The sequence below is a fragment of the Sphingomonas sp. IC4-52 genome (assembly GCF_020707225.1).
Taxonomy (GTDB): Bacteria; Pseudomonadota; Alphaproteobacteria; order Sphingomonadales; family Sphingomonadaceae; genus Sphingomonas.
This window is the reverse complement of the sequence record NZ_JAJFEU010000010.1, coordinates 1-19,069: the sequence shown is the minus strand read 5'-3', so window position 1 is coordinate 19,069 and position 19,069 is coordinate 1. Positions and strand designations below refer to the sequence as shown.

Annotated in this window: 20 protein-coding genes; 13 read left to right on the top strand and 7 right to left on the bottom strand. The window is 65.1% G+C overall.

Features of this window, described 5'->3' with window-relative positions; all coding sequences use genetic code 11:
* Positions 1 to 189: 189 nt before the first annotated feature.
* The 4 genes from LK535_RS16465 (at position 190) to nadA (ending at position 3,168) form a co-directional block, all read left to right on the top strand.
* Entirely contained in the window at positions 190 to 474 is a 285-nt protein-coding gene (locus LK535_RS16465) for a hypothetical protein (RefSeq protein WP_227773017.1), read from the top strand.
* 60 nt (positions 475 to 534) lie between these two features.
* Positions 535 to 1,398 carry an MBL fold metallo-hydrolase gene (locus LK535_RS16460; RefSeq protein ID WP_227773016.1) on the top strand — a complete coding sequence of 288 codons (864 nt, stop codon included), beginning with the start codon at positions 535 to 537 and terminating at the stop codon, positions 1,396 to 1,398.
* Positions 1,388 to 2,095, top strand: coding sequence for a DUF4230 domain-containing protein (locus LK535_RS16455; protein WP_227773015.1), 708 nt, complete (start codon positions 1,388 to 1,390; stop codon positions 2,093 to 2,095). Before LK535_RS16460 ends, LK535_RS16455 begins: the two co-directional genes overlap by 11 nt.
* 74 nt (positions 2,096 to 2,169) lie before the next feature.
* A complete protein-coding gene (gene nadA, locus LK535_RS16450) occupies positions 2,170 to 3,168 on the top strand; it encodes a quinolinate synthase NadA (RefSeq protein ID WP_227773018.1) in 999 nt (332 codons plus the stop codon).
* 126 nt (positions 3,169 to 3,294) lie between these two features.
* On the opposite strand, the gene glmM is transcribed toward nadA, so the two are convergent.
* A complete protein-coding gene (gene glmM / locus LK535_RS16445) occupies positions 3,295 to 4,635 on the bottom strand; it encodes a phosphoglucosamine mutase (RefSeq protein ID WP_227773014.1) in 1,341 nt (446 codons plus the stop codon).
* A gap of 164 nt (positions 4,636 to 4,799) precedes the next feature.
* On the opposite strand from glmM, the gene LK535_RS16440 reads away from it, so the two are divergent.
* On the top strand, positions 4,800 to 6,065 hold the full coding sequence (locus LK535_RS16440) for a dicarboxylate/amino acid:cation symporter (RefSeq protein ID WP_227773013.1): 1,266 nt from the start codon (positions 4,800 to 4,802) through the stop codon (positions 6,063 to 6,065).
* 9 nt (positions 6,066 to 6,074) lie between these two features.
* Here LK535_RS16440 and LK535_RS16435 read toward each other — a convergent pair whose 3' ends face one another.
* Both LK535_RS16435 and LK535_RS16430 read right to left on the bottom strand, forming a co-directional pair.
* Positions 6,075 to 6,917 carry an oxygenase MpaB family protein gene (locus LK535_RS16435; protein WP_227773012.1) on the bottom strand — a complete coding sequence of 281 codons (843 nt, stop codon included), beginning with the start codon at positions 6,915 to 6,917 and terminating at the stop codon, positions 6,075 to 6,077.
* A gap of 5 nt (positions 6,918 to 6,922) precedes the next feature.
* Entirely contained in the window at positions 6,923 to 7,429 is a 507-nt protein-coding gene (locus LK535_RS16430; RefSeq protein ID WP_227773011.1) for a MucR family transcriptional regulator, read from the bottom strand.
* Between the two features lie 224 nt (positions 7,430 to 7,653).
* Between LK535_RS16430 and LK535_RS16425 the strand changes: the two genes are divergently transcribed.
* The 3 genes from LK535_RS16425 (at position 7,654) to LK535_RS16415 (ending at position 9,479) form a co-directional block, all read left to right on the top strand.
* Positions 7,654 to 8,562: a DMT family transporter gene (locus LK535_RS16425; RefSeq protein WP_227773010.1), complete on the top strand. Its 909-nt coding sequence runs from the start codon at positions 7,654 to 7,656 to the stop codon at positions 8,560 to 8,562.
* Positions 8,559 to 9,038, top strand: coding sequence for a GNAT family N-acetyltransferase (locus LK535_RS16420; protein WP_227773009.1), 480 nt, complete (start codon positions 8,559 to 8,561; stop codon positions 9,036 to 9,038). The genes LK535_RS16425 and LK535_RS16420 overlap by 4 nt, the downstream gene beginning before the upstream one ends.
* 123 nt (positions 9,039 to 9,161) lie before the next feature.
* Positions 9,162 to 9,479, top strand: coding sequence for a DMT family transporter (locus LK535_RS16415; protein ID WP_227773008.1), 318 nt, complete (start codon positions 9,162 to 9,164; stop codon positions 9,477 to 9,479).
* Between the two features lie 57 nt (positions 9,480 to 9,536).
* Here LK535_RS16415 and ppa read toward each other — a convergent pair whose 3' ends face one another.
* Together ppa and LK535_RS16405 are read right to left on the bottom strand one after the other, a co-directional pair.
* Positions 9,537 to 10,115: an inorganic diphosphatase gene (ppa, locus tag LK535_RS16410; protein ID WP_227773007.1), complete on the bottom strand. Its 579-nt coding sequence runs from the start codon at positions 10,113 to 10,115 to the stop codon at positions 9,537 to 9,539.
* Between the two features lie 49 nt (positions 10,116 to 10,164).
* On the bottom strand, positions 10,165 to 12,081 hold the full coding sequence (locus LK535_RS16405; RefSeq protein WP_227773006.1) for a M61 family metallopeptidase: 1,917 nt from the start codon (positions 12,079 to 12,081) through the stop codon (positions 10,165 to 10,167).
* A gap of 97 nt (positions 12,082 to 12,178) precedes the next feature.
* Here LK535_RS16405 and hisS point away from each other — a divergent pair, with 97 nt between their 5' ends.
* The 4 genes from hisS (at position 12,179) to LK535_RS16385 (ending at position 16,418) form a co-directional block, all read left to right on the top strand.
* Positions 12,179 to 13,429, top strand: coding sequence for a histidine--tRNA ligase (hisS, locus tag LK535_RS16400; protein WP_227773005.1), 1,251 nt, complete (start codon positions 12,179 to 12,181; stop codon positions 13,427 to 13,429).
* The gene (gene prfA, locus LK535_RS16395) at positions 13,426 to 14,499 is read left to right on the top strand and encodes a peptide chain release factor 1 (RefSeq protein ID WP_227773004.1); all 1,074 of its coding nucleotides are present in this window, start codon (positions 13,426 to 13,428) and stop codon (positions 14,497 to 14,499) included. The genes hisS and prfA overlap by 4 nt, the downstream gene beginning before the upstream one ends.
* Positions 14,492 to 15,322: a peptide chain release factor N(5)-glutamine methyltransferase gene (prmC, locus tag LK535_RS16390; protein WP_227773003.1), complete on the top strand. Its 831-nt coding sequence runs from the start codon at positions 14,492 to 14,494 to the stop codon at positions 15,320 to 15,322. Before prfA ends, prmC begins: the two co-directional genes overlap by 8 nt.
* A 262-nt stretch (positions 15,323 to 15,584) precedes the next feature.
* Positions 15,585 to 16,418, top strand: coding sequence for a DUF4167 domain-containing protein (locus LK535_RS16385; protein ID WP_227773002.1), 834 nt, complete (start codon positions 15,585 to 15,587; stop codon positions 16,416 to 16,418).
* A gap of 132 nt (positions 16,419 to 16,550) precedes the next feature.
* Here LK535_RS16385 and LK535_RS16380 read toward each other — a convergent pair whose 3' ends face one another.
* Positions 16,551 to 16,829, bottom strand: a complete 279-nt coding sequence (locus LK535_RS16380) for a hypothetical protein (protein WP_227773001.1) — start codon at positions 16,827 to 16,829, stop codon at positions 16,551 to 16,553.
* A gap of 103 nt (positions 16,830 to 16,932) precedes the next feature.
* On the opposite strand from LK535_RS16380, the gene LK535_RS16375 reads away from it, so the two are divergent.
* The gene (locus LK535_RS16375) at positions 16,933 to 17,361 is read left to right on the top strand and encodes a CBS domain-containing protein (RefSeq protein ID WP_227773000.1); all 429 of its coding nucleotides are present in this window, start codon (positions 16,933 to 16,935) and stop codon (positions 17,359 to 17,361) included.
* 4 nt (positions 17,362 to 17,365) lie between these two features.
* Here the strand turns inward: LK535_RS16375 and LK535_RS16370 are convergent, their stop codons facing one another.
* Positions 17,366 to 18,832: a lipopolysaccharide biosynthesis protein gene (locus tag LK535_RS16370; RefSeq protein ID WP_227772999.1), complete on the bottom strand. Its 1,467-nt coding sequence runs from the start codon at positions 18,830 to 18,832 to the stop codon at positions 17,366 to 17,368.
* Between the last annotated feature and the right edge of the window lie 237 nt (positions 18,833 to 19,069).

Below are 19,069 nucleotides of genomic sequence, written 5' to 3'. Positions count from 1 at the left end.
GCGCAGCCCGACGTACCTGCCACTGCGCCAGCGGCCCCTGCCGCGCCGGCGGCGACGCCAACGCCGCCCACCCCACCGACTCCCCCGACTCCGCCCACGCCGCCTCGCTGGGCACACGACGGCCATGTGTCAGTCACGGTGCCCACGGTCCGTTCCGCGGCCTGTGCAGGCGACGCCATTGAGCCGACCGTGGTGCATGACACCGATCAGGGCCAGCCGCGCCTGACCATCTGCACCGACCGGATCGAACGGCGCACTGCCCGGGCGCAGGCCGACGCGCAACGCCGCGCCGAGGCCGCGATGCGCGAAGCCGACATCGCCCGGCGGGTGGCGATGGTCAGTGCGCGCGAGGGTATCCGCGCCGCCCGAGTGGCGATCCGCGCGAACGGTCATCTGACCGGCGCCGAACGTGATCACGCGCTCAGGGCGCTGGAGGAGGAAGCCCCGCACATCGAGGACGAAGGGCACCATTGATCGGGGGCGCTGGCCGCCACGCCCTTGCCATCGACGGGCGAAGCGGCCATCTGCCGTCACATGGAGGCACCGCCAACCGGTATTCCGATCGTGCTTGAGCCGCTCGTCACGCGCGTGCTCGCGCCGAACGCCTCGGCTTACACCTATACGGGTACGCAGACGCATATCGTGGGGACGAGCGATCTTGCGATCATCGATCCCGGCCCGGCGGATGATGCGCATCATGCCGCCTTGCTCGCGGTGGTTGCTGGCCGACCAGTGCGCGCGATCGTCATCACCCACCATCACCGCGATCACAGCCCGGGCGCGCCGCGGCTTGCGCGCGAGCTTGATGCGCCTGTCATCGGCGCGGCGCCGTTCGCGCTGGAGGACGACGGCCCGCGTTCGGACGCGTCGTTCGATCATGATTATGCGCCCGATCGCGTGTTGGCGGAGGGCGAAACGGTCGCTGGCGATGGCTGGACGCTGGAGGCGATCGCGACCCCGGGCCACACGTCCAACCACCTCGCCTTTGCGTTGCGTGAGACGAAGGCGCTGTTTTCCGGCGATCACGTGATGGGCTGGGCAACCAGCGTCGTCTCGCCGCCGGATGGCGACATGACCGCCTATATGGCGAGCCTCGAAAAGCTGATGGGCCGCGACGACCGGATCTATTATCCCGGCCACGGTGAGGCGATCGAACGGCCGCAGCGGCTGGTGCGCGGGCTGCTCGGTCACCGCAAGCAGCGCGAGGGGCAGATCCTGCGCCTGCTGCGGGCGGGCACCGCTCAGATCCCCGCCATGGTCGAGAAGATGTACGTCGGCGTTGACCCGCGTCTTTATCCGGCTGCCGAGCGATCGGTGCTGGCGCACCTCATTGATCTGGAACGGCGATCGCTCGTGCGCAGCGATGACGCCGGCTGGGAAAGCGTGGATGCGGCCTGACGGGCGATCGATCGCGATCGCTGCGGTCGGAGTCGCCATTGCCTTCGCGATCATGGTCGCCACGGTTGCTGCCTATCGCTGGTGGGATGATCGCCACGTCGTCGCGGCCGACGACAGTGGCCTGGCGGTCGCGCGAGTGGTCGCCGCGACATTGCACACCAGCGCCGATCTTCGCGTCAGCCGCCTGACCGGCACGGTGCAGGCGACTGGCGCGACCAGCCGCCTTTGGGGCTGGCTGAAATCCACGCGTGTGGTGAAGGCGCCGTTCGAGGTCGACTATTTCGTTGATGTGCGCCGGCTGGATCCAAGCGACTTCCGCTACGATGCCGCCAATCGAACATTGACCGTCGAGGTACCCGATGTTCGGCCCGGCCGCCCGAATGTTGATCATGCGCGCGTGACACTCGATCAGACGTCGGGGCCCTATGTCTCGCGAGACGCGATGGCCGAGCTTCAGCGCCGCGTCGCCTCCACCGCCGCCACTGCCGTCGCCGATCGCGCCGACGATCCCGAGAATATGGCGAAAGCGCGGGAGAATGGGCGAACGGCCATTTCGCGCCTGTTCGGCGGTGCTTTGTCCGCGGCCGGTCTGCCGGTGCGCGTCGAGGTGCGGTTTGCGGGTGAGACCGGCCCATCCGATGGCGAACGGTGGGACATGAGCCGCAGCCTTCAGGAAGTACTGGCGAACGCACAATAACGCGCGCGCGAACCGCGCACGCTATCGCCCATGCTATCTTGATCCCAATGTCCAGCCGGGCCATCTGCACTGGCATGGAACAGCCGCAGAACCTCACGGGCGTCGACATCCGCGCCGAGATCGAACGTCTCCGCAAGGAGCGCAACGCGGTGATCCTGGCGCATTATTACCAGAAGCCCGAGATCCAGGACATTGCGGACTTCGTCGGCGATAGCCTTGATCTGTCACGCAAGGCGCAGGCGACCGATGCCGACGTGATCGCCTTTTGCGGCGTTCGCTTCATGGCCGAAACCGCGAAGATCCTTTCCCCGCAGAAAACCGTGATCCTGCCCGACATGGATGCCGGCTGCTCGCTTGAGGACAGCTGCCCGCCGGAGCAGTTCGCTGCCTTTCGCGCGCAGCACCCCGACGCAATCGCGCTGACCTACATCAATTGCTCGGCCGCGGTGAAGGCGCTGTCGGACGTGATCGTCACTTCGTCTTCGGCGGAAAAGATCCTGTCGCAGATCCCCAAGGATCAGAAGATCATCTTCGGCCCGGACCGCAATCTCGGCGGCTATCTGGCGCGCAAGACCGGGCGTGACCTGATCCTTTGGCCGGGCGTCTGCATCGTGCACGAGGCGTTTAGCGAGACGGAGCTGCTGAAGCTGAAGGCGCAGCACCCCGGCGCGCCGATTGCGGCACATCCGGAATGCCCCGCCGTCATTCTGGACCACGCCGATTATGTCGGCTCGACGCGCGGCATCCTCGAATATGCCATGGCGATGTCGGGCGACACCCTGATCGTCGCGACCGAGCCGCACATCATCCACCAGATGGAAAAGGCGCTGCCGAACAAGACCTTCATCGGTGCGCCCGGCGCGGACGGCAATTGCAACTGCAACATCTGCCCGTACATGGCGCTCAACACGATGGAGAAGCTCTACATCGCGCTGCGCGATCTTCAGCCGCGGATCGAGATGGATGAGGATCTGCGGGTCAAGGCGAAGAAGAGCCTCGACGCGATGCTCGCCATGGCAAGCGGCACGGTCGGGCAGGGCGACCTGGGCCCCGCCAAGGTGACGGGCGACTGAGCTTCCCCGATCGAGAGCGCGCCACACCGCCGACGACGGTGGCGCGCTCCGGTGGATCATGCCGCCTCGCCGCAAACGAACCGGATGATATGCCCGGATCGTGTCGCGGTGAGGGTGGACGCTTCCTCAGGCCGCCGCGCGCACCGCGTCGCAGATGCGATCCACCACCGCTTCGACCTGAACGGCGTCGTCCCCTTCGGCCATGACCCGGATGACCGGTTCGGTGCCGGAGGGACGGATCACCAGCCGACCGTTTCCGGCAAGCTCCGCCTCCGCCGCCGCGATCGTATCCCTGACGCTTGCCGCGTCCAGCGGCTTGCCGCCGCGGGCGTATTTCACGTTCTTCAGCAGCTGCGGCAGCGGCTCGAAACGGTGCAGCACCTCGCTGGCGGGTGCCCCAGAACGCTTCACCTCGGCCAGGATCTGAAGCGCCGCGACCAGGCCGTCGCCGGTTGTGCCATAGTCGGAAAGGATGATGTGGCCGGATTGCTCGCCGCCGACGTTGAAGCCGCGGGCGCGCATCGCTTCCAGTACGTAGCGGTCCCCGACGGACGTGCGCACCAGCCCCAGCCCCTGTGCCGCGAGATGCCGCTCCAGCCCAAGGTTCGACATCACCGTCGCGACCAGCCCGCCGCCCGCCAGCGCGCCGCGGCGCGCGAAGCCGGTGGCGATCGTCGCCATCAACTGGTCGCCGTCCACCACCCGGCCAAGCTCGTCCACGACGATGAGGCGGTCAGCATCACCGTCCAGCGCGATACCGATCGCCGCACCGCTGGCGACCACGGTTTCGGACAAGGTCTGCGGCGCGGTGGAGCCGACCCGGTCGTTGATGTTCTTGCCATTGGGCTCGACACCGATGGCGACCACTTCCGCCCCCAGCTCCCAAAGCGCGGACGGGGCCACCTGATAGGCCGCACCGTTGGCGCAATCGATCACCACCTTCAGGCCGTCCAGCCGCAGATCCGCCGGGAACGTCGACTTGGCGAAGTGGATGTACCGGCCGCGGGCATCCTCGACCCGGCGTGCACGACCGATGTCACCGGCCGCCGCCAAGGCGACGTCGCCGTCGATCAGCGCCTCGATCGCCAGTTCCGCTTCGTCGGACAGCTTGTAGCCGTCCGGCCCGAACAGCTTGAGGCCATTGTCGGCAAACGGATTGTGGCTGGCGGAGATCATTACGCCGATGTCGGCACGCATCGACTGCGTGAGCATCGCCACCGCCGGTGTCGGCATCGGCCCCAGCAGCACGACGTCCATGCCGACCGCGGTGAACCCTGCGACCAGCGCGTTTTCGAGCATGTACCCGGACAAGCGCGTGTCCTTGCCGATCACCACGCGGTGGCGATGATCGCCACGCACGAAATAGGCGCCCGCCGCCATGCCGACCTTCATCGCCATTTCCGCCGTCATCGGCGCGATGTTGGTCAGGCCGCGAATGCCGTCCGTGCCGAAGTATTTGCGCGCCACTGGTAACCTCCAAACCGCTCGTTGTCCCGTCCTTGCCGGATCCCCGGTGTTGCGGACGGGCTTGCCCCGGCACTCTTGGTGCCGCACAACCATTAATGCCTTAGCTCTTGCCGTTTGGCGGACTTAGGAACAAGTCCGCGGTGACGAAGAGTTCGAAAGGCGTGATGTCCCAATCTACTCGTATTCTTGTGGCGCTGGTGGTGGGGCTGGTCGCCGGCATTCTGCTCGCTGCTTATGCGCCTGCGTCGGTGGATCCGACCATCGCCGTGGCTCAGCCGATCGGCCAGGCATGGCTCAACGCCTTGCAGATGACGATCGTGCCGTTGGTCTTTTCCCTGCTGGTTACGGGCGTGGCCGCCACGGCGGCGGCGGCACAGGCGGGGCGGCTCGCCGGGCGCGCGGTCGGGCTTTACGTCGCAGTGATGATTGCGTCGGCGCTGTCGGCGGCGTTCCTGACCCCGCTGTTCCTGCAACTCGCGCCGCTTCCGGTTGATTCCGCCGCGGCGCTGCGCGCGGCCTTGACCGGTGTCGGCCCGAACCCGCCGGTTCCCCCGCTGGGTGAGTTCCTGTCCGGCATTATCCCAAGCAACATCGTGCGCACCACGGCGGAGAGCAATTTCCTGTCGATGATCATCTTTGCGCTGATCTTCGCCTTTGCGCTGATGCGGATCGAGGAAGGGTTGCGGGAGGTTCTCGTGCGCGTCTTCACGGCAGTGCGCGATACCATGTTGGTGGTGATCGGCTGGGTGTTGTGGATCGGCCCGCTCGGCGTGTTCTCGCTTGCCCTGGTGGTGGGAGCGAAGGCCGGCAGCGGCGCCTTCCACGCGCTCGTCCATTACATCATGATCGTCGCCGGCGTCGGCCTGGTGGTGACGCTGTGTGCCTATCCCATGGCGATGATCGGCGGACGAATTTCGCTGAAGCGCTTCTCGCGCGCCGCCATGCCGAGCCAGGCCGTGGCGGTGTCCACCCAATCCTCGCTCGCATCGCTGCCGGCGATGCTCGCCGGCGCGCAGTCGCTGGGCACCCCTGTCGCCACAGCCGGCGTCACCCTGCCGCTGGCCGTTGCCCTGCTGCGCGCCACGGGTCCCGCGATGAACTTCGCAGTCGCCATCTATATCGCGCACTGGTTTGGCGTGCCGCTGTCGTTGGGCACGCTGGCGGTCGGCACCCTGGTGGCGGCGCTGATGTCGCTGGGCGCGGTCAGCCTGCCGGGAACGGTCAGCTATGTCAGCTCGGTAGCACCGGTCTGCGCAGCGATCGGCGCACCGACCGCGCCGCTCGGCCTGTTGGTGGCGGTGGAGACCCTTCCCGACATCGTTCGCACGCTGGGCAATGTGATGTGGGATCTCGCCACGACTCTGACGCTCTCGCGCCGCGAGCGGACCGATCCGCTCAGCGCCGAGGGTGGTGAAGGGTTCGACGGCTGACGCCGTGGACTAGCGGCGCAACGCCCAACGCAGCACGTTGCCCATGCCGCGCGCGCCCAGCCGGATTGCCGGCCGGCCAATCGCACTGGGCGCTCGGCCGTGCATCGTCGCGGCCCAGGGCGGGAGCAGATCGAGCGCGGCGGGGGTGACGATCGCCAGCGCCGCAGTCGTCAGTGCGTCCGGGCCACTCGCCAGCAGCGCGGCGGCGACATCCCGGGTCCGCTCGTCATAGGCAAGCTGTGGGCGGACCGCGCGGAAATAGCTCTCGATCTCACGCCGTGTCCTGGGCACATCGCGCGCGCCGAGCCGTTCCGCGATAATGGCCGTCTCATTCAGATACCTGTCCTGCTCCGCTCCCGAGAGGCCGGGTTCGCGGTAGCGGACATAAGCGCGCAGGAAGCTGTCCACCTCCGCAACATGAACCCAGGTGAGCAGGGCTGGGTCGTTTGCGGTATAAGGCGTTCCGTCCGGCAGGGTGCCGATCACGTGATCGTGAATGGCGCGTACGCGATTGATCGCTGCGTTCGCGGATGACGTGCTGCCAAAGGTGGTCACGGAAATGAACTGCGCCGTGCGACGAAGCCGGCCGAGCCGGTCGCGGCGGAAATCGCTGTGATCCCACACCCCGGCGAGCGCCAGCGGATGGAGCATCTGCAACAGCAAGGCGGAAACGCCGCCGATCATCATGGCGGAAAAGTCGGCGTGAACTCGCCACGCCATCGATCCGGGGCCGAACAGGCCGGGATCACCGGGCGGTCGCGACAGATCGACCGAGCCGGAACCGACGAGCGCACGAATGCGCCCGCCGATTGCGTTACGCATGCCGGGCAGCGATGCGGCCGCCCGAGCCATGCGCCTTATTCCTCGCCGGCTGCCGCCGTCGCGGGCACCTTGCGACCGCGCTTGGCGGGAGCCGCTTCTTCTGCGCCCTTGCGGCTCATGCCCGGCTTGCGGCCAAGCCCGATCTTCTTGGCCATGGCGCGGCGCGCCTCCGAATAATTCTCGGCGACCATCGGATAGTCGGGCTTAAGACCATAACGCTGACGATATTCGGTCGGAGTTAGACCATGGCCGGCGAGATGACGGCGCAGCGTCTTGTAAGGCTTGCCGTCGATCATCGAGATAATATGATCCTTTGAAGCAAGTGACTTACGCACCGAAACCGCGGGCGTGTATTCGCCAGCTGGCTCTTCCTCGGCCACTGGCTGGGTGTTCGTCGACAGCTGGTTTACCGCCTCGTGCATCTTCTGCAGAAATCCTGGCACCTCATCGCTGGACGCGCGGGTGTTCGGATTTGACAGCCATGCGATGGTCAGCTCGGTCGCCAGCTCAACGGCATTGGTGTCAACGGTATCTTCAGTCATGCGACGCTCCTTACATTTATTGTTGCTTTAACGTGGCATCTGTGCAGGTCAACCAGCGCACGGATCATCAGAACGGTTTATTTAACCGATATCACGTTCCAGTTTTTTCGATCTATGGCGTTGCTTGCCGATTAACACCAATGCCCGTTGTTCATACTGCATTAACCCATCGGAAGGCTGCACTGGCGCTCGTCAGCGCAGAACGATCGTTCTAATGCACGGGCATGAACTCAACGCCTCGTAAGTTGGTGCCGGTCGGCTTCGCTTTTCTGGTCGCGGCACTGGGCATCGCCCTGTTCTCGATCATGGATGCCGTCATGAAGGGGCTGGTGCTTGCCCTTGGCGTGTACAACACGATGCTGTGGCGCTCGATGGGCAATGTTGCGCTGGGTGCCGCCGCATGGGCGGCCGTGGGTGTTCGCCGCCCGACACGCCGGGCGCTTCTGCTGCATGTGACGCGCGGCACCGTAACTTGCGCCATGGCGTTGCTGTTCTTCTGGGGATTGGCGCGCGTGCCGATGGCCCAGGCCATTGCCTTATCGTACATTGCGCCGATCCTCGCGCTGATCCTTGCCGCCTGGTGGCTGAAGGAGCGTGTGTCGCTGCGCGCCGTCGTTGCGGTGGTGGCGGCCAGCCTTGGCATCGGCACCATCTTCATCGGCCAGGCGCAGGCAGCGCTGGGGCCGGAGGCATTCGAGGGCGCTGTCGCGATCCTTGCCTCCGCCATCCTGTACGCCGGCAATCTCATCCTCACCCGGCTTCAGTCACTTGCCGCGCGCCCGGCGGAAACTGCCTGTCTGCAATCCTTGGTCATTCTCGTGCTGCTTGGCCTTGCCGCACCCTGGCTTGCAGTGGTGCCGCCAGCTGCCACGATCCTGCCGCTGGCCGTCGCGGCGCTGCTTGCCTTTGCCTCGATGATGCTGTTGTCCTGGGCCTATGCCCATGGCGAGGCAGGTTACCTGGCAATGACCGAATATACGTCGTTCGTTTATGCGGCGGTGCTCGGGTTTCTGGTCTTTAATGAGCGCGTCTCCGCCTACACGCTGGTCGGCGCCATCGTCATTGTCGCCGCCTGCGTCTATGCGGCCCGCCGCCGAGACATTGCGGCGCAGACGTTGGAGCAAGCTGCATGATCATCGCCATTCGCCCCGCCGGTAGGGACGACGTTTCAACCATCCTTCGCTTCATTCGCGAACTTGCCGCCTATGAACGGGAGCCGGATGCGGTGGAGGCGACGGAGCAGATGCTGGAGGCTGCGCTGTTCGGCGCTGCACCGGCAGCCGAGGTGCTGATGGCGGAGCGTGATGGCGCCACCATCGGCTTCGCCTTGTTCTTCCATACCTTCTCGACCTGGACCGGGCGGCGCGGCTTGTGGCTTGAGGATCTGTATGTGACGCCCGAGGCGCGCGGGTCGGGGGCAGGGGCGGCACTTCTGAAAGCGCTGGCAGCGATCGCGATCGATCGCGATTGCCCGCGCCTGGAATGGACCGTGCTCGACTGGAACACGCCGGCGATCGAATTCTATCGGGCGAAGGGCGCCAGGCCGCAGGATGAATGGACGACGCAGCGGGTCACCGGCGCCGCCCTCCGCGCGCTCGCTGGCCGGTAATGGCTGCCTGCCTTATCTGGGCGATCGCAGCGGGGCGGGGCGCAAGCAAGGAATGAAGCAAATGGTGAATGGTGCCGTGCCAGTGTCTCAGTTTTCCCGACGTTCGTGCACGGGGCGCGGCTGATGGCGTGGTTCTGGCTGGTCCTGGGCGGCCTGTTCGAGGTCGGGTTCACGACCTGCCTTCGTCACGTCGACGGCTTCCGGAACATCGGCTGGACCGCAGGCTTCCTCGCCTCGGTCACCCTCTCCATGGGGCTGCTCGAATTTGCGTCCCGCTCGATCTCGATGGGTACCGCTTATGCGGTCTGGGGCGGCATCGGTGCGCTGGGAACGGTGCTGGTGGGCATCGCCTTTTATGGGGAGCCCGCGACGCCGGTGCGCATCGCGCTGATCTTCGGTGTCGTGCTGTGCATCGCGGGGCTGAAGTTCACCGCGCATTGAATGGGCGCCCCCCTCATTCCCGGCGTACCGGAAATGGGGGGGTGCTGAGGTCTCGGTTCAGTCGCGGCCGGGCACGTCGTGGTCGTGCGGCTCTTCGCCCTGCTTCTTCGCTTCGTTGTAGCGCTCGATCGCTTCCATGGTGATCTGCCGCGCTTCGTCAGCGCCGCCCCACTTGCCGATGCGCACCCACTTCTTCTTCTCCAGGTCCTTATAGTGGGTGAAGAAGTGTTCGATCTGCTCAAACACGATCTCGGGCAGATCGTCCTTCTCGCCGACCTTGGAATAATAAGGGAAGGTCTGGTCAACCGGCACGCACACGAGCTTCTCGTCGCCGCCGGCCTCGTCTTCCAGGTTCAGCACTGCGATCGGCCGGGCGCGCACGACGCAGCCCGGGATGAACGGCGAGCGCGACACGACCAAAGCGTCGAGCGGGTCACCATCCGGCGACAGCGTGTGCGGCACGAAGCCGTAATTCGCCGGATAGCGCATCGGCGTGTGCAGGATGCGATCCACGAACAGCGCGCCGCTCGCCTTGTCGAACTCGTACTTCACCGGCTCGCCACCGGTTGGCACTTCGATGATGACATTCAGGCTGTGCGGCGGGTTGTCCCCCGTCGGCACCATGTCGATGCGCATGTTCGGTCCCTTTGCTTTGGTATTGCGAATTGAAGACTCGTGCCGCGGGTCAGCGCGGCGCAAGCAACCGATCAAGACCGGCCTCTCCCGTGCCGATCTTTTCCAGGCGCGGGTAGCGCAGGCCGCCCTGCCAGTCGAGCGAGACTTGCCGGTAGCGTTCGCCCTTCTTCATCCACATCTGGACCGGCGTCTTGCTATCCTTTGCCGCGGCGATGGCAGCCTTCAGCCGATCATCGGAATAGGCCATCCCGCCGACGGATACGATGGTGGTGCCGAGGGTCAGCCCCGCGTCGAACGCCGGCGACCCCCAGGTGACGGAGGTGATCTCGCCGCCGGCTCCGACCACGAACCCACCGGAATAGGTGAGGTCAGCCACCTTGCGCGTCTTCTCGCCATGGCGGAACGATGGCGGCGCATCCGCGGTATAGACCAAGCGATAGCCGTTGCGCTCGAAGCCGGAGAGCGGCGCGCCCTTGCCATGCTCCGTCAGTCGCTGGGTCAGCAGCGTGCGCCAGTCATGGGGCTGAACCGCGTTCAGCGTCGCGACCACATCGTCGAACGTATAGGTCAGATCGCCCCAGTCGCCATCGCGCACGCCGAAGAACGCCTTCGCGAAATCGTCGATCGACTTCTTGCCGCCGGAAAGCTGACGCAGCGTCGAATCCACCTCCAGCCAGACGAGCAAGCCTTCGTTGTAATAGTCTTCGCTGCGCTGCCAGCTGGTCCAGCCCTTTGGCCGACGTGCGGAAATGATCGGATCGTTGGTGGTGTCGATCAGGTCGCGCCACTGGCGTGCAGGCTGGCTGTCGTAGAGCGCCGCGATCGCCGCGAGCTGATCAAGCGTATCCTGCTTGGACACCATTCCCGACCGCGCCTGAAGCACATAGCCCCAGAATTGCGTCTGCCCTTCGTACACCCACAGGAGCGAGTTGCGCATCGGGGTGCGGAAGTCGGGCGTCCAGGAATCGGCGCCGCGGCGGAACTTGCCGTTCCAGCTGTGGCTGAACTCGTGGGGCAGCAGGTTGCGGCGGCCCGGCCCTTCTTCCCATTTGGTGAAATACCCGGGCGTTACCCCGTTCTCGCTGGACCGGTGATGCTCCAGCCCGATGCCGCCGAGATTGTCGCTGATCGACAGCAGGAACGTGTATTTGTCGTAGTGCTGGCTCGCGAATGCCTTTGCCGATTGCTCGACCAGCCGCTTGTGCGCGTCGATCTGCGCCGGCGTGGCGGCGAGTTCGTCGGGCGTATCCGCGTAAACGGCGAGCGACACGCGCGGCGTCAGCTGCCACGTCTTGCCATAACGGCCCGCCAGGATCGGTGAATCGACGAGCACCTCGTAATTGGCGCGATCATAGGAATAGGTGGACCCGCTGACCTTGGCCGGAATGGCGCCGGACGCCGTCCAGCCGGCCGGATATTTCACCGTCATCTTCACCGGGATCTGGCGGGTGAAATAGCCGGCGGGATAAAGGCTGACGGAGTTCGGCTGGAGGCTCAGCATCTCCGGCGTCATGGTGATCCGGCCCTGATCCGCCTTGGTGGCGGAGATGAACTGGAAGCTGGCCTCGATCGCGCTGGCACCGGCGGGCACGTCGATATGGAAGGCGTAGACGTCCACCGGATCGCGGGTCCACGGGATCGTCCGGCCGTTCGCCTTGATCACCAGTCCGGCCAGCTTCTCGATCTGGCCGCGCGCTGCGTGATTGCCGGGCAGCCACGCGGGGTAAAGCAACGTCATCGGCCCTGCCTTGGCCACCGGGATCGTTTCGTTGACGCGGAAGATGCCGCGGGCAACATCGGTGGCATCGACATTCAGCGCGATCGTGCCGGGGTAGGGCTGATCGACCGGATCGGGGATCGTGGTCGTGAAAGGCACCGGCTGCGGCGCGGAGTTCCCATTGGGTACTTGAGCCGTGACGACGGCAGCGGAAGCGAGCAGGACGCTCGCGAAGGCAAGACGGATCATGGAAATCCCCGCTAACGAGCGGCGCTGCGAAGCTCAATGACCTGCGCTCGATGACTTGCATTGCCGCTTTTGAAAGCGGGGCCTAGATGCGCCCGCAATGGCCCGGATTCAGACTCCCAACCGCGTGCGCGGCACGCAGGACATCTTCGGCAGCGAACAACGCCGCTTTGCGCATGTGCTCGACACCTTCGATCGCGTGCGCAAACTCTATTGCTTCCAGCGGGTCGAGATCCCGGTGTTTGAAGCAACCGAAGTATTCGCCCGCTCGATCGGCGAAACAACCGACGTCGTGTCGAAGGAAATGTACACCTTCCCCGATCGCGGTGGCGATTCGCTCACGCTTCGGCCGGAATTCACTGCCGGCCTCGCCCGCGCCTATCTCACCGAGGGATGGCAGCAATTCGCGCCGCTGAAGCTGGCGACCAGCGGCGCAGTGTTCCGTTACGAGCGGCCGCAGAAGGGCCGCTATCGTCAGTTCCACCAGATCGATGCGGAGATCCTCGGCGCGCCCGAGCCCGCAGCTGATGTGGAGCTGCTGACCCTGGCGGATCAGCTCCTGCACGAGCTGGGCATTGCGGAAGGGGTGACACTGCAACTGAATACGCTTGGCGATGCGGATACCCGTGACGCCTGGCGCGCCGCGCTTGTCTCGCACTTCGAGAAGCATCGCGGCGACTTGAGCGAGGATAGCCTTGCCCGGCTCGACAAGAACCCGCTGCGCATCCTCGATTCCAAGGATCCGCGCGATCGGCCGATCGCCGATGCGGCGCCGGGTATCGATGATTTCCTCACGTCAGAGGCGGGCGCTTTCTTTGAAAGCGTGACCAAGGGGCTGGAGGCGGCGGGCGTCGCCTGGACGCGCAACGCACGACTCGTCCGCGGCCTGGACTATTACCGCCACACTGCCTTCGAGTTCGTGACCGATCGCCTGGGCGCGCAGGGTACGGTGCTCGCCGGCGGGCGCTATGACGGTCTGATCGAGAGCCTGGGCGGCGCGCCCACGGCTGGCGTCGGCTGGGCGGCGGGTGTCGAGCGGCTGGCCATGCTGCTGGAGGAGCCCTCGTTTGAAGGGCCGGTCAATGTCGTGGCGGAAAGCGGCGGGCTTGAGCTTGCCGCCACCGCTGCTGTCGCCGCGCTTCGCCGCGCCGGTATCGCTGCGGAAGCCACCATCGAGGGAAGCCCGCGCAAGCGCTTCGACAAGGCGCTGAAGCGCAAGCCATCGCAGACCTACAGCCTGTCCGTTCGCGACGATGCGCTCAACCAGTCGCAGCGCAGCTACGGTGCCGATCAGGATGCGCTCGACCGCGTTCGCGCCATCGTGGAACCGGTGATTGTCGCTCAGCAATGACCGCCATCTCGCTTGAACGCATCCGTCAGATCGAGGCGCGGCGCGACGAGCTCGCTGCGCAGATGGCGACCGGCGATCTTCCCGGCGATCGCTTCGTCGCGGTGTCCAAGGAATATGCGGAGCTTGAGCCCGTCGCCCAGGCGGCGGCTGAAGTGCGCCGTTTACGGCAGGAGGCGGACAGCCTCGCCTTCATGACGGGCGATGCCGATGCCGAACTTCGTGCCATGGCCGAGGAGGAACTGCGCGAGAACAAGGCGGCACTGGAGGCGGCGGATCGCAAGCTCGCCCTCGCGCTGCTGCCCCGCGATGCGGCGGATGAGCGCTCGGCGATGCTGGAAGTGCGCGCCGGAACGGGCGGTGACGAGGCCGCCTTGTTCGCTGGCGATCTGTTTCGCATGTATCAGCGATATGCCGAGGGGCAGGGCTGGCGCGTTGAGTTGATTTCCGCCTCGGACAGCGACGCGGGCGGGTACAAGGAAGTGGTCGCTTCCGTCACCGGTTCGGGCGTGTTCGCCAAGCTGAAATTCGAAAGCGGCGTTCACCGGGTCCAGCGCGTACCCGTCACTGAAAGCGGCGGCCGCATTCACACTTCGGCGGCCACGGTGGCCGTGCTGCCGGAGGCCGAGGAAGTCGACGTGCAGATCGATGACAAGGATCTGCGTATCGACATCTACCGTTCATCGGGTCCTGGCGGCCAGTCGGTGAACACCACCGATTCCGCGGTGCGCATCGTTCACATTCCCACCGGGCTGACGGTGATTCAGCAGGACGAAAAATCGCAGCACAAGAACAAGGCCAAGGCGCTGAAGGTACTGCGCACGCGCTTGTACGAAATGGAGCGCGAACGGCTTCATGCCGAACGCGCGGGGGCGCGAAAGTCGATGGTGGGCAGCGGCGACCGATCGGAGCGGATCCGCACCTACAATTTCCCGCAGGGCCGCGTGACCGATCACCGCATCAACCTGACCCTGCATCGCCTGCCGGAAATCCTCGCCGGCGACATGGATGAACTGATCGGGGCCTTGATCGCCGAGGACGAGGCCGAGCGGCTCGCTTCGCTGGATGGGTGATCCGGCGCGGGGCGGGGCACGGGCGGCCCTGATCACCGCCGCTGGCCGGTTCGGCTTCTCGGAAACGCCGCGGCTTGATGCGGAACTGCTGCTCGCCCACGCGCTGGGCATCAGCCGTGAGCAACTGTTGCTCACGCTCGCCGACCAGCCAGTCCCTGCCGTCTTTTCGGATCTGGTGGCGCGTCGTGCGCGTCACGAACCGATCGCCTATATCACGGGGACGCGGGCGTTCTGGACGATCGACCTTGATGTCGCACCGGGCGTGTTGATTCCGCGCCCGGACAGCGAAACGCTGATTGAGGCGGCGGTGGACCATTTCGGCGCTGGCGGTGGGCCGCGAACGGTTCTGGATCTGGGCACTGGTTCGGGCGCGTTGCTGCTGGCAGCGCTTGATCAATGGCCAGAGGCAACAGGCGTCGGGATTGATGCGTCGCGGCAGGCGATCGAGATCGCGCAGCGCAATGCCGATCGGATCGCGCCCGGTCGCGCCGATATTCGCCTCGGCGGCTGGGCCGGAACGGGCGCCGCGTTCGATCTTATCCTGAGCAATCCGCCGTATGTGGCAACCGTTGAAGCCGTACCGGAGGAAGTCGCGCTCTATGAACCGGCGGGCGCGCTCTATGCGGGCGGCGACGGGCTGGATGATTACCGCGCGATTGCGCCGCTGTTGAAGCAACAGATCGCGCCGGGCGGCGTCGCGTGCGTGGAAATCGGCGCCGCGCAGGCCGGTTCAGCCGGCGCTCTCTTCATCGCCGCTGGTCTTCAGGTGACAGTCAGCAGGGATCTGGCGGGGCGTGATCGATGCCTTGTCATCACGCCTTGAAATCAACGAATTTTACCCAATATTTCGCTTTGAGAAAGCCTTTGCAGCGGCTATGGCAAGCGCAGGGGCACGCAAAATCAACATTTCTGGTTGAATTTTGGGCGGCTTGCCCACCCTTCGTCATCAGTCGCTGCAGTCCGGCGACCATGGCAGGCTTTTGGAGGCGATGCGCATTGTGCGCTGGTCCGCCCGAAGCCGGGGGTTGTTGCACCGATTGTTCCGGGAGCAAGGCCGTTTTTGGTTTGAGGACGAGGACAGTAATTTGATCAACAACCGTCAGAACGGTCGCCGTCGCGGCCGCGGTGGGCAGCGTTCGCAGGGCGGGGGCAGCCAGGGCCAGCGTGACAACGGCAACCGGATCGATAGCCGCGCACGGGGCAACGCCAGCCAATTGTACGAAAAATACAAGAACATGGCGGCTGACGCGCAGCGCCAGGGCGATCGCGTCAACACCGAATATTACCTCCAGTTTGCCGATCATTATTTCCGCGTGCTGGCCGACCAGCGCGGCCGCTACGAGGATCAGACGCGCGACCGTCGTCCGCAGAACGACTTTGATCTCGACGAGGATTACGGCGACGAAGGTGAGCCGATCCGTGCCGAGGAGCAGGGCCGTGGCGGCGAGGAGCGCTCCGAGCGCGATGGCAACCGCCAGTTCGACGGCAATCGTCAGCAGGATGGCGGTCGTGGTCGGCAGGATCGCGATGAAGGTCCGCGGGCTGATGGCTATCGTGCCGAAGGCGGCGAGAACCGGCAGCGGGATGGTCAGGACCGCCGCCAGCGGTCTTCCGCTCCGCGCGGTGACTATCGTCGTGACGAGCGTGTCAGCGCCCCGGTGAACGGCGAAGCGATGCCGGTGGAATCCGCCAGCGTCGACGTCGCACAGTCTTCGCCCGAGGTTCAGGCCGAGGCAGAAGTGGCCGCTCCGAAGCGTCGTGGTCGCCCGCGCAAGGCACCCGTCGAGGCTGGTGAGCAGCTCGGCTTTGATGCCAGCGCGTTGCCGCCGGCGATCGGTGGTGAGATGACGGCTGAGGACGCGGCGCCCAAGCCGCGCCGTCGCCGGACGCTTGCCGCACCGGCGGAGGCCGAGGCTTAATCCACCTTCCTTCCGGGAGGTCTCGATAGAAGCGGGCCGGCTTCGCCATGTGCGAGGCCGGCCCGTTTGCGTAACAGGCCGATTTGATCCGCCGACAGGCCGCAGTCCATCATCTCGCGGCCGTGCTCAGGCTCAGGCGTCGTCGAAGTCCCGGGTGTCCACGGCTTCGTCGTGACCCGTGCCGGACGACAGAAAAGTGAGCCCCATCAGCGCGCCCGCCATCAGCACCGATCCGGTAACCCCGCCGATCATCGCCAGCGTCGCGACCCAGTCGAGAGCGCCATAGGAACGGCTCACCAGCCAGACCGAAATTACCGAAGCGATAAGGCCGACCAGCCCGCTCCAGGCAAGCAAGCGCCGAAAGCGCTTCCATGCGAATCGTGCATATTCAGGGTCATCGAGGCGGCTCATGCTTCCCATGTGCCGTGAAATGGCGCATTCTTCCAGCAACAACGCCGTCCCGCCTGACCAACCACGCTTAGCTGGCGGCGAGCAGAGAATGAGGAGAGAGCCGATGACGATAGCGGCAATCCTGCGCGGCAAGGGGCACGAAACCATCGTGGTCGCCCCGGACGATACGGTCCGACAAGCAGTGGCATTGCTGGCCGAGCGCCGGATCGGCGCGGTGCCGGTGGTGAACGGCGAGGAGGTTCTCGGCGTATTCTCCGAACGCGACCTCATCTACTGCCTGAAGGCGGGCGACACCGAGGTGCTCAATCGCCCCGTTCGCGAGGTGATGACGGCGCCAGCGGTCACCGTGTCGCCTGAAGACCCCGTGATGGGTGCCCTTTCGCTCATGACACGGCGGCGAATCCGGCACCTTCCGGTGGTCGAGAACGGCCGGATGATCGGCCTCGTCTCAATCGGGGATCTGGTCAAATACCGGATCGAGCGGGTCGAGGCGGACGCGGCGGCCATGCGGGATTACATTCAGCAGGTGTGAAATCTCATACCCGGTTCCGGACGAGAGCCAGGGTTTCTCGGACCAGCTGTTTCGCAAATATTGCAAGCCAGCCAGCATAGACGGCGGCGCCGACGGTCACGAGCAGGATCAGCCGCGCAAGCGGCGCCAGCGTAAGGACGTGATCGAGGCCCGCCACTACGATCGCCATCACCGCAGCAGCGGTCAGTGGCGGGACAATAGCAGCGGCAACGTCGCGGGCACGGGCGCCGATCACCGGAAGCGAGCGCCAGCAACTGATCGCCAGATAGATAGGATAGCAGACGACCCATGCCGTCGCGATCCCGATCAAGCCCCATTGGATTCCGCAGACAAACCCAGTCGTCAGGATCACCGACCCAATCGCACCATTGCTGACGCCGATACCTGGCCGGCCAATTGCGTCACATGCAGGAGAGAAGAGCACTTGCAGGGTCATGAACGGCATGGCGAGCGCCAGCAGCCGAACAACGGCAGAAGCATCCGCCCATTGCTCCCCAAGCATGACCCGCACCAACGGATTCGCCGTTGCTGCCAATCCGAAGTAGAAGGGCAGGGCGGCGAGCATCACGATCCTGACCCCCTTCACGAAGGCGGCTGCCGTGGCCGCTCGATCATGCTGGATGCGGGCGTAAGCCGAAAATGCCACTTCGTTCAGCGGCGGCACGAACTTGGACACGAAGATCTGCGCCAGAAACAGGCTGGTCGTGTAGATACCAAGGTCATGAAGATCGAGACGCCGACCGGCGATGAACACGTCGACTTGGCTTTGCACAAACCAGAATAGCTGGCCCGCGGCCATCACGCCGCCAAAGCGCGCCAGTGAACCCGCTCCGCGAAAGTCGAAGGAGGGCATCATCAAGGAGCCAGCCGCGACGGTCATGGCAATGGCCCGCGCGGCGAATAGCGCCATGGGCGCAATAACCAGCGTCCACACACCCCATCCGGCAAATGCACCGACTAATGCCGTGGTAGCACCCACAACAGAGGCCAGGATGTTTGCCCGCCCTTGCCGACGATAATCCATTCGGCGGCTCAGCAGAGCCTGAGGCAAGGCGATAAACGGCGTGAAGAGGTAAATCAGCGATTGAACGCGCAGCAGGTCGGCGACTTGCGGCTGCCGGTAATAGGCAGCAGCAACGGGAGCCAATCCGAGCTGGATAAAGCCTAGCCCGACGTTCACGGCGATCAACATGCCAAATGCCTGACGGATCTGCCGGTCCGAAACTGCCGGTTCGCGAACAAGCCCGCTGGCTAACCCATAACCGTTCAGCATGTTGAGAAACGCCATGACGACGCCGGTCATGGCGAACAGGCCATAATCGCTCGGCGCGAGGATGCGGATCACCAGGAAGGTCGACGCCCATTGCACCAGCTGCGCCGCCACCTGAGTGCCGGAGCGCCAGATCACTGCATTGCGCACCTGGCTGGCGAACGATTCGCCTTCGCTCGAGGGACTAAGGGGGCTGGCCATTGGCTGATTCGCTACACGTGTGTGACTTGCTAGTGAGTTAAGGATGGCGGGAATCCGTGGTTTTTTGTGGGTGGTGTAAGAAAGTTGCAAAAAGTGTTTGACGGTTGGGAGCGGTCCGCCTAGATGGGTGTCACCGCAGCGGTGGCCGGCACGGTTGCTGAGGCGGTTAGCGAAAACAAGGCGCCATGGTCGCCCCGAGAAAAAGGGGTTAGCCGAGGCGTCGGTTTTTGTCGCTCT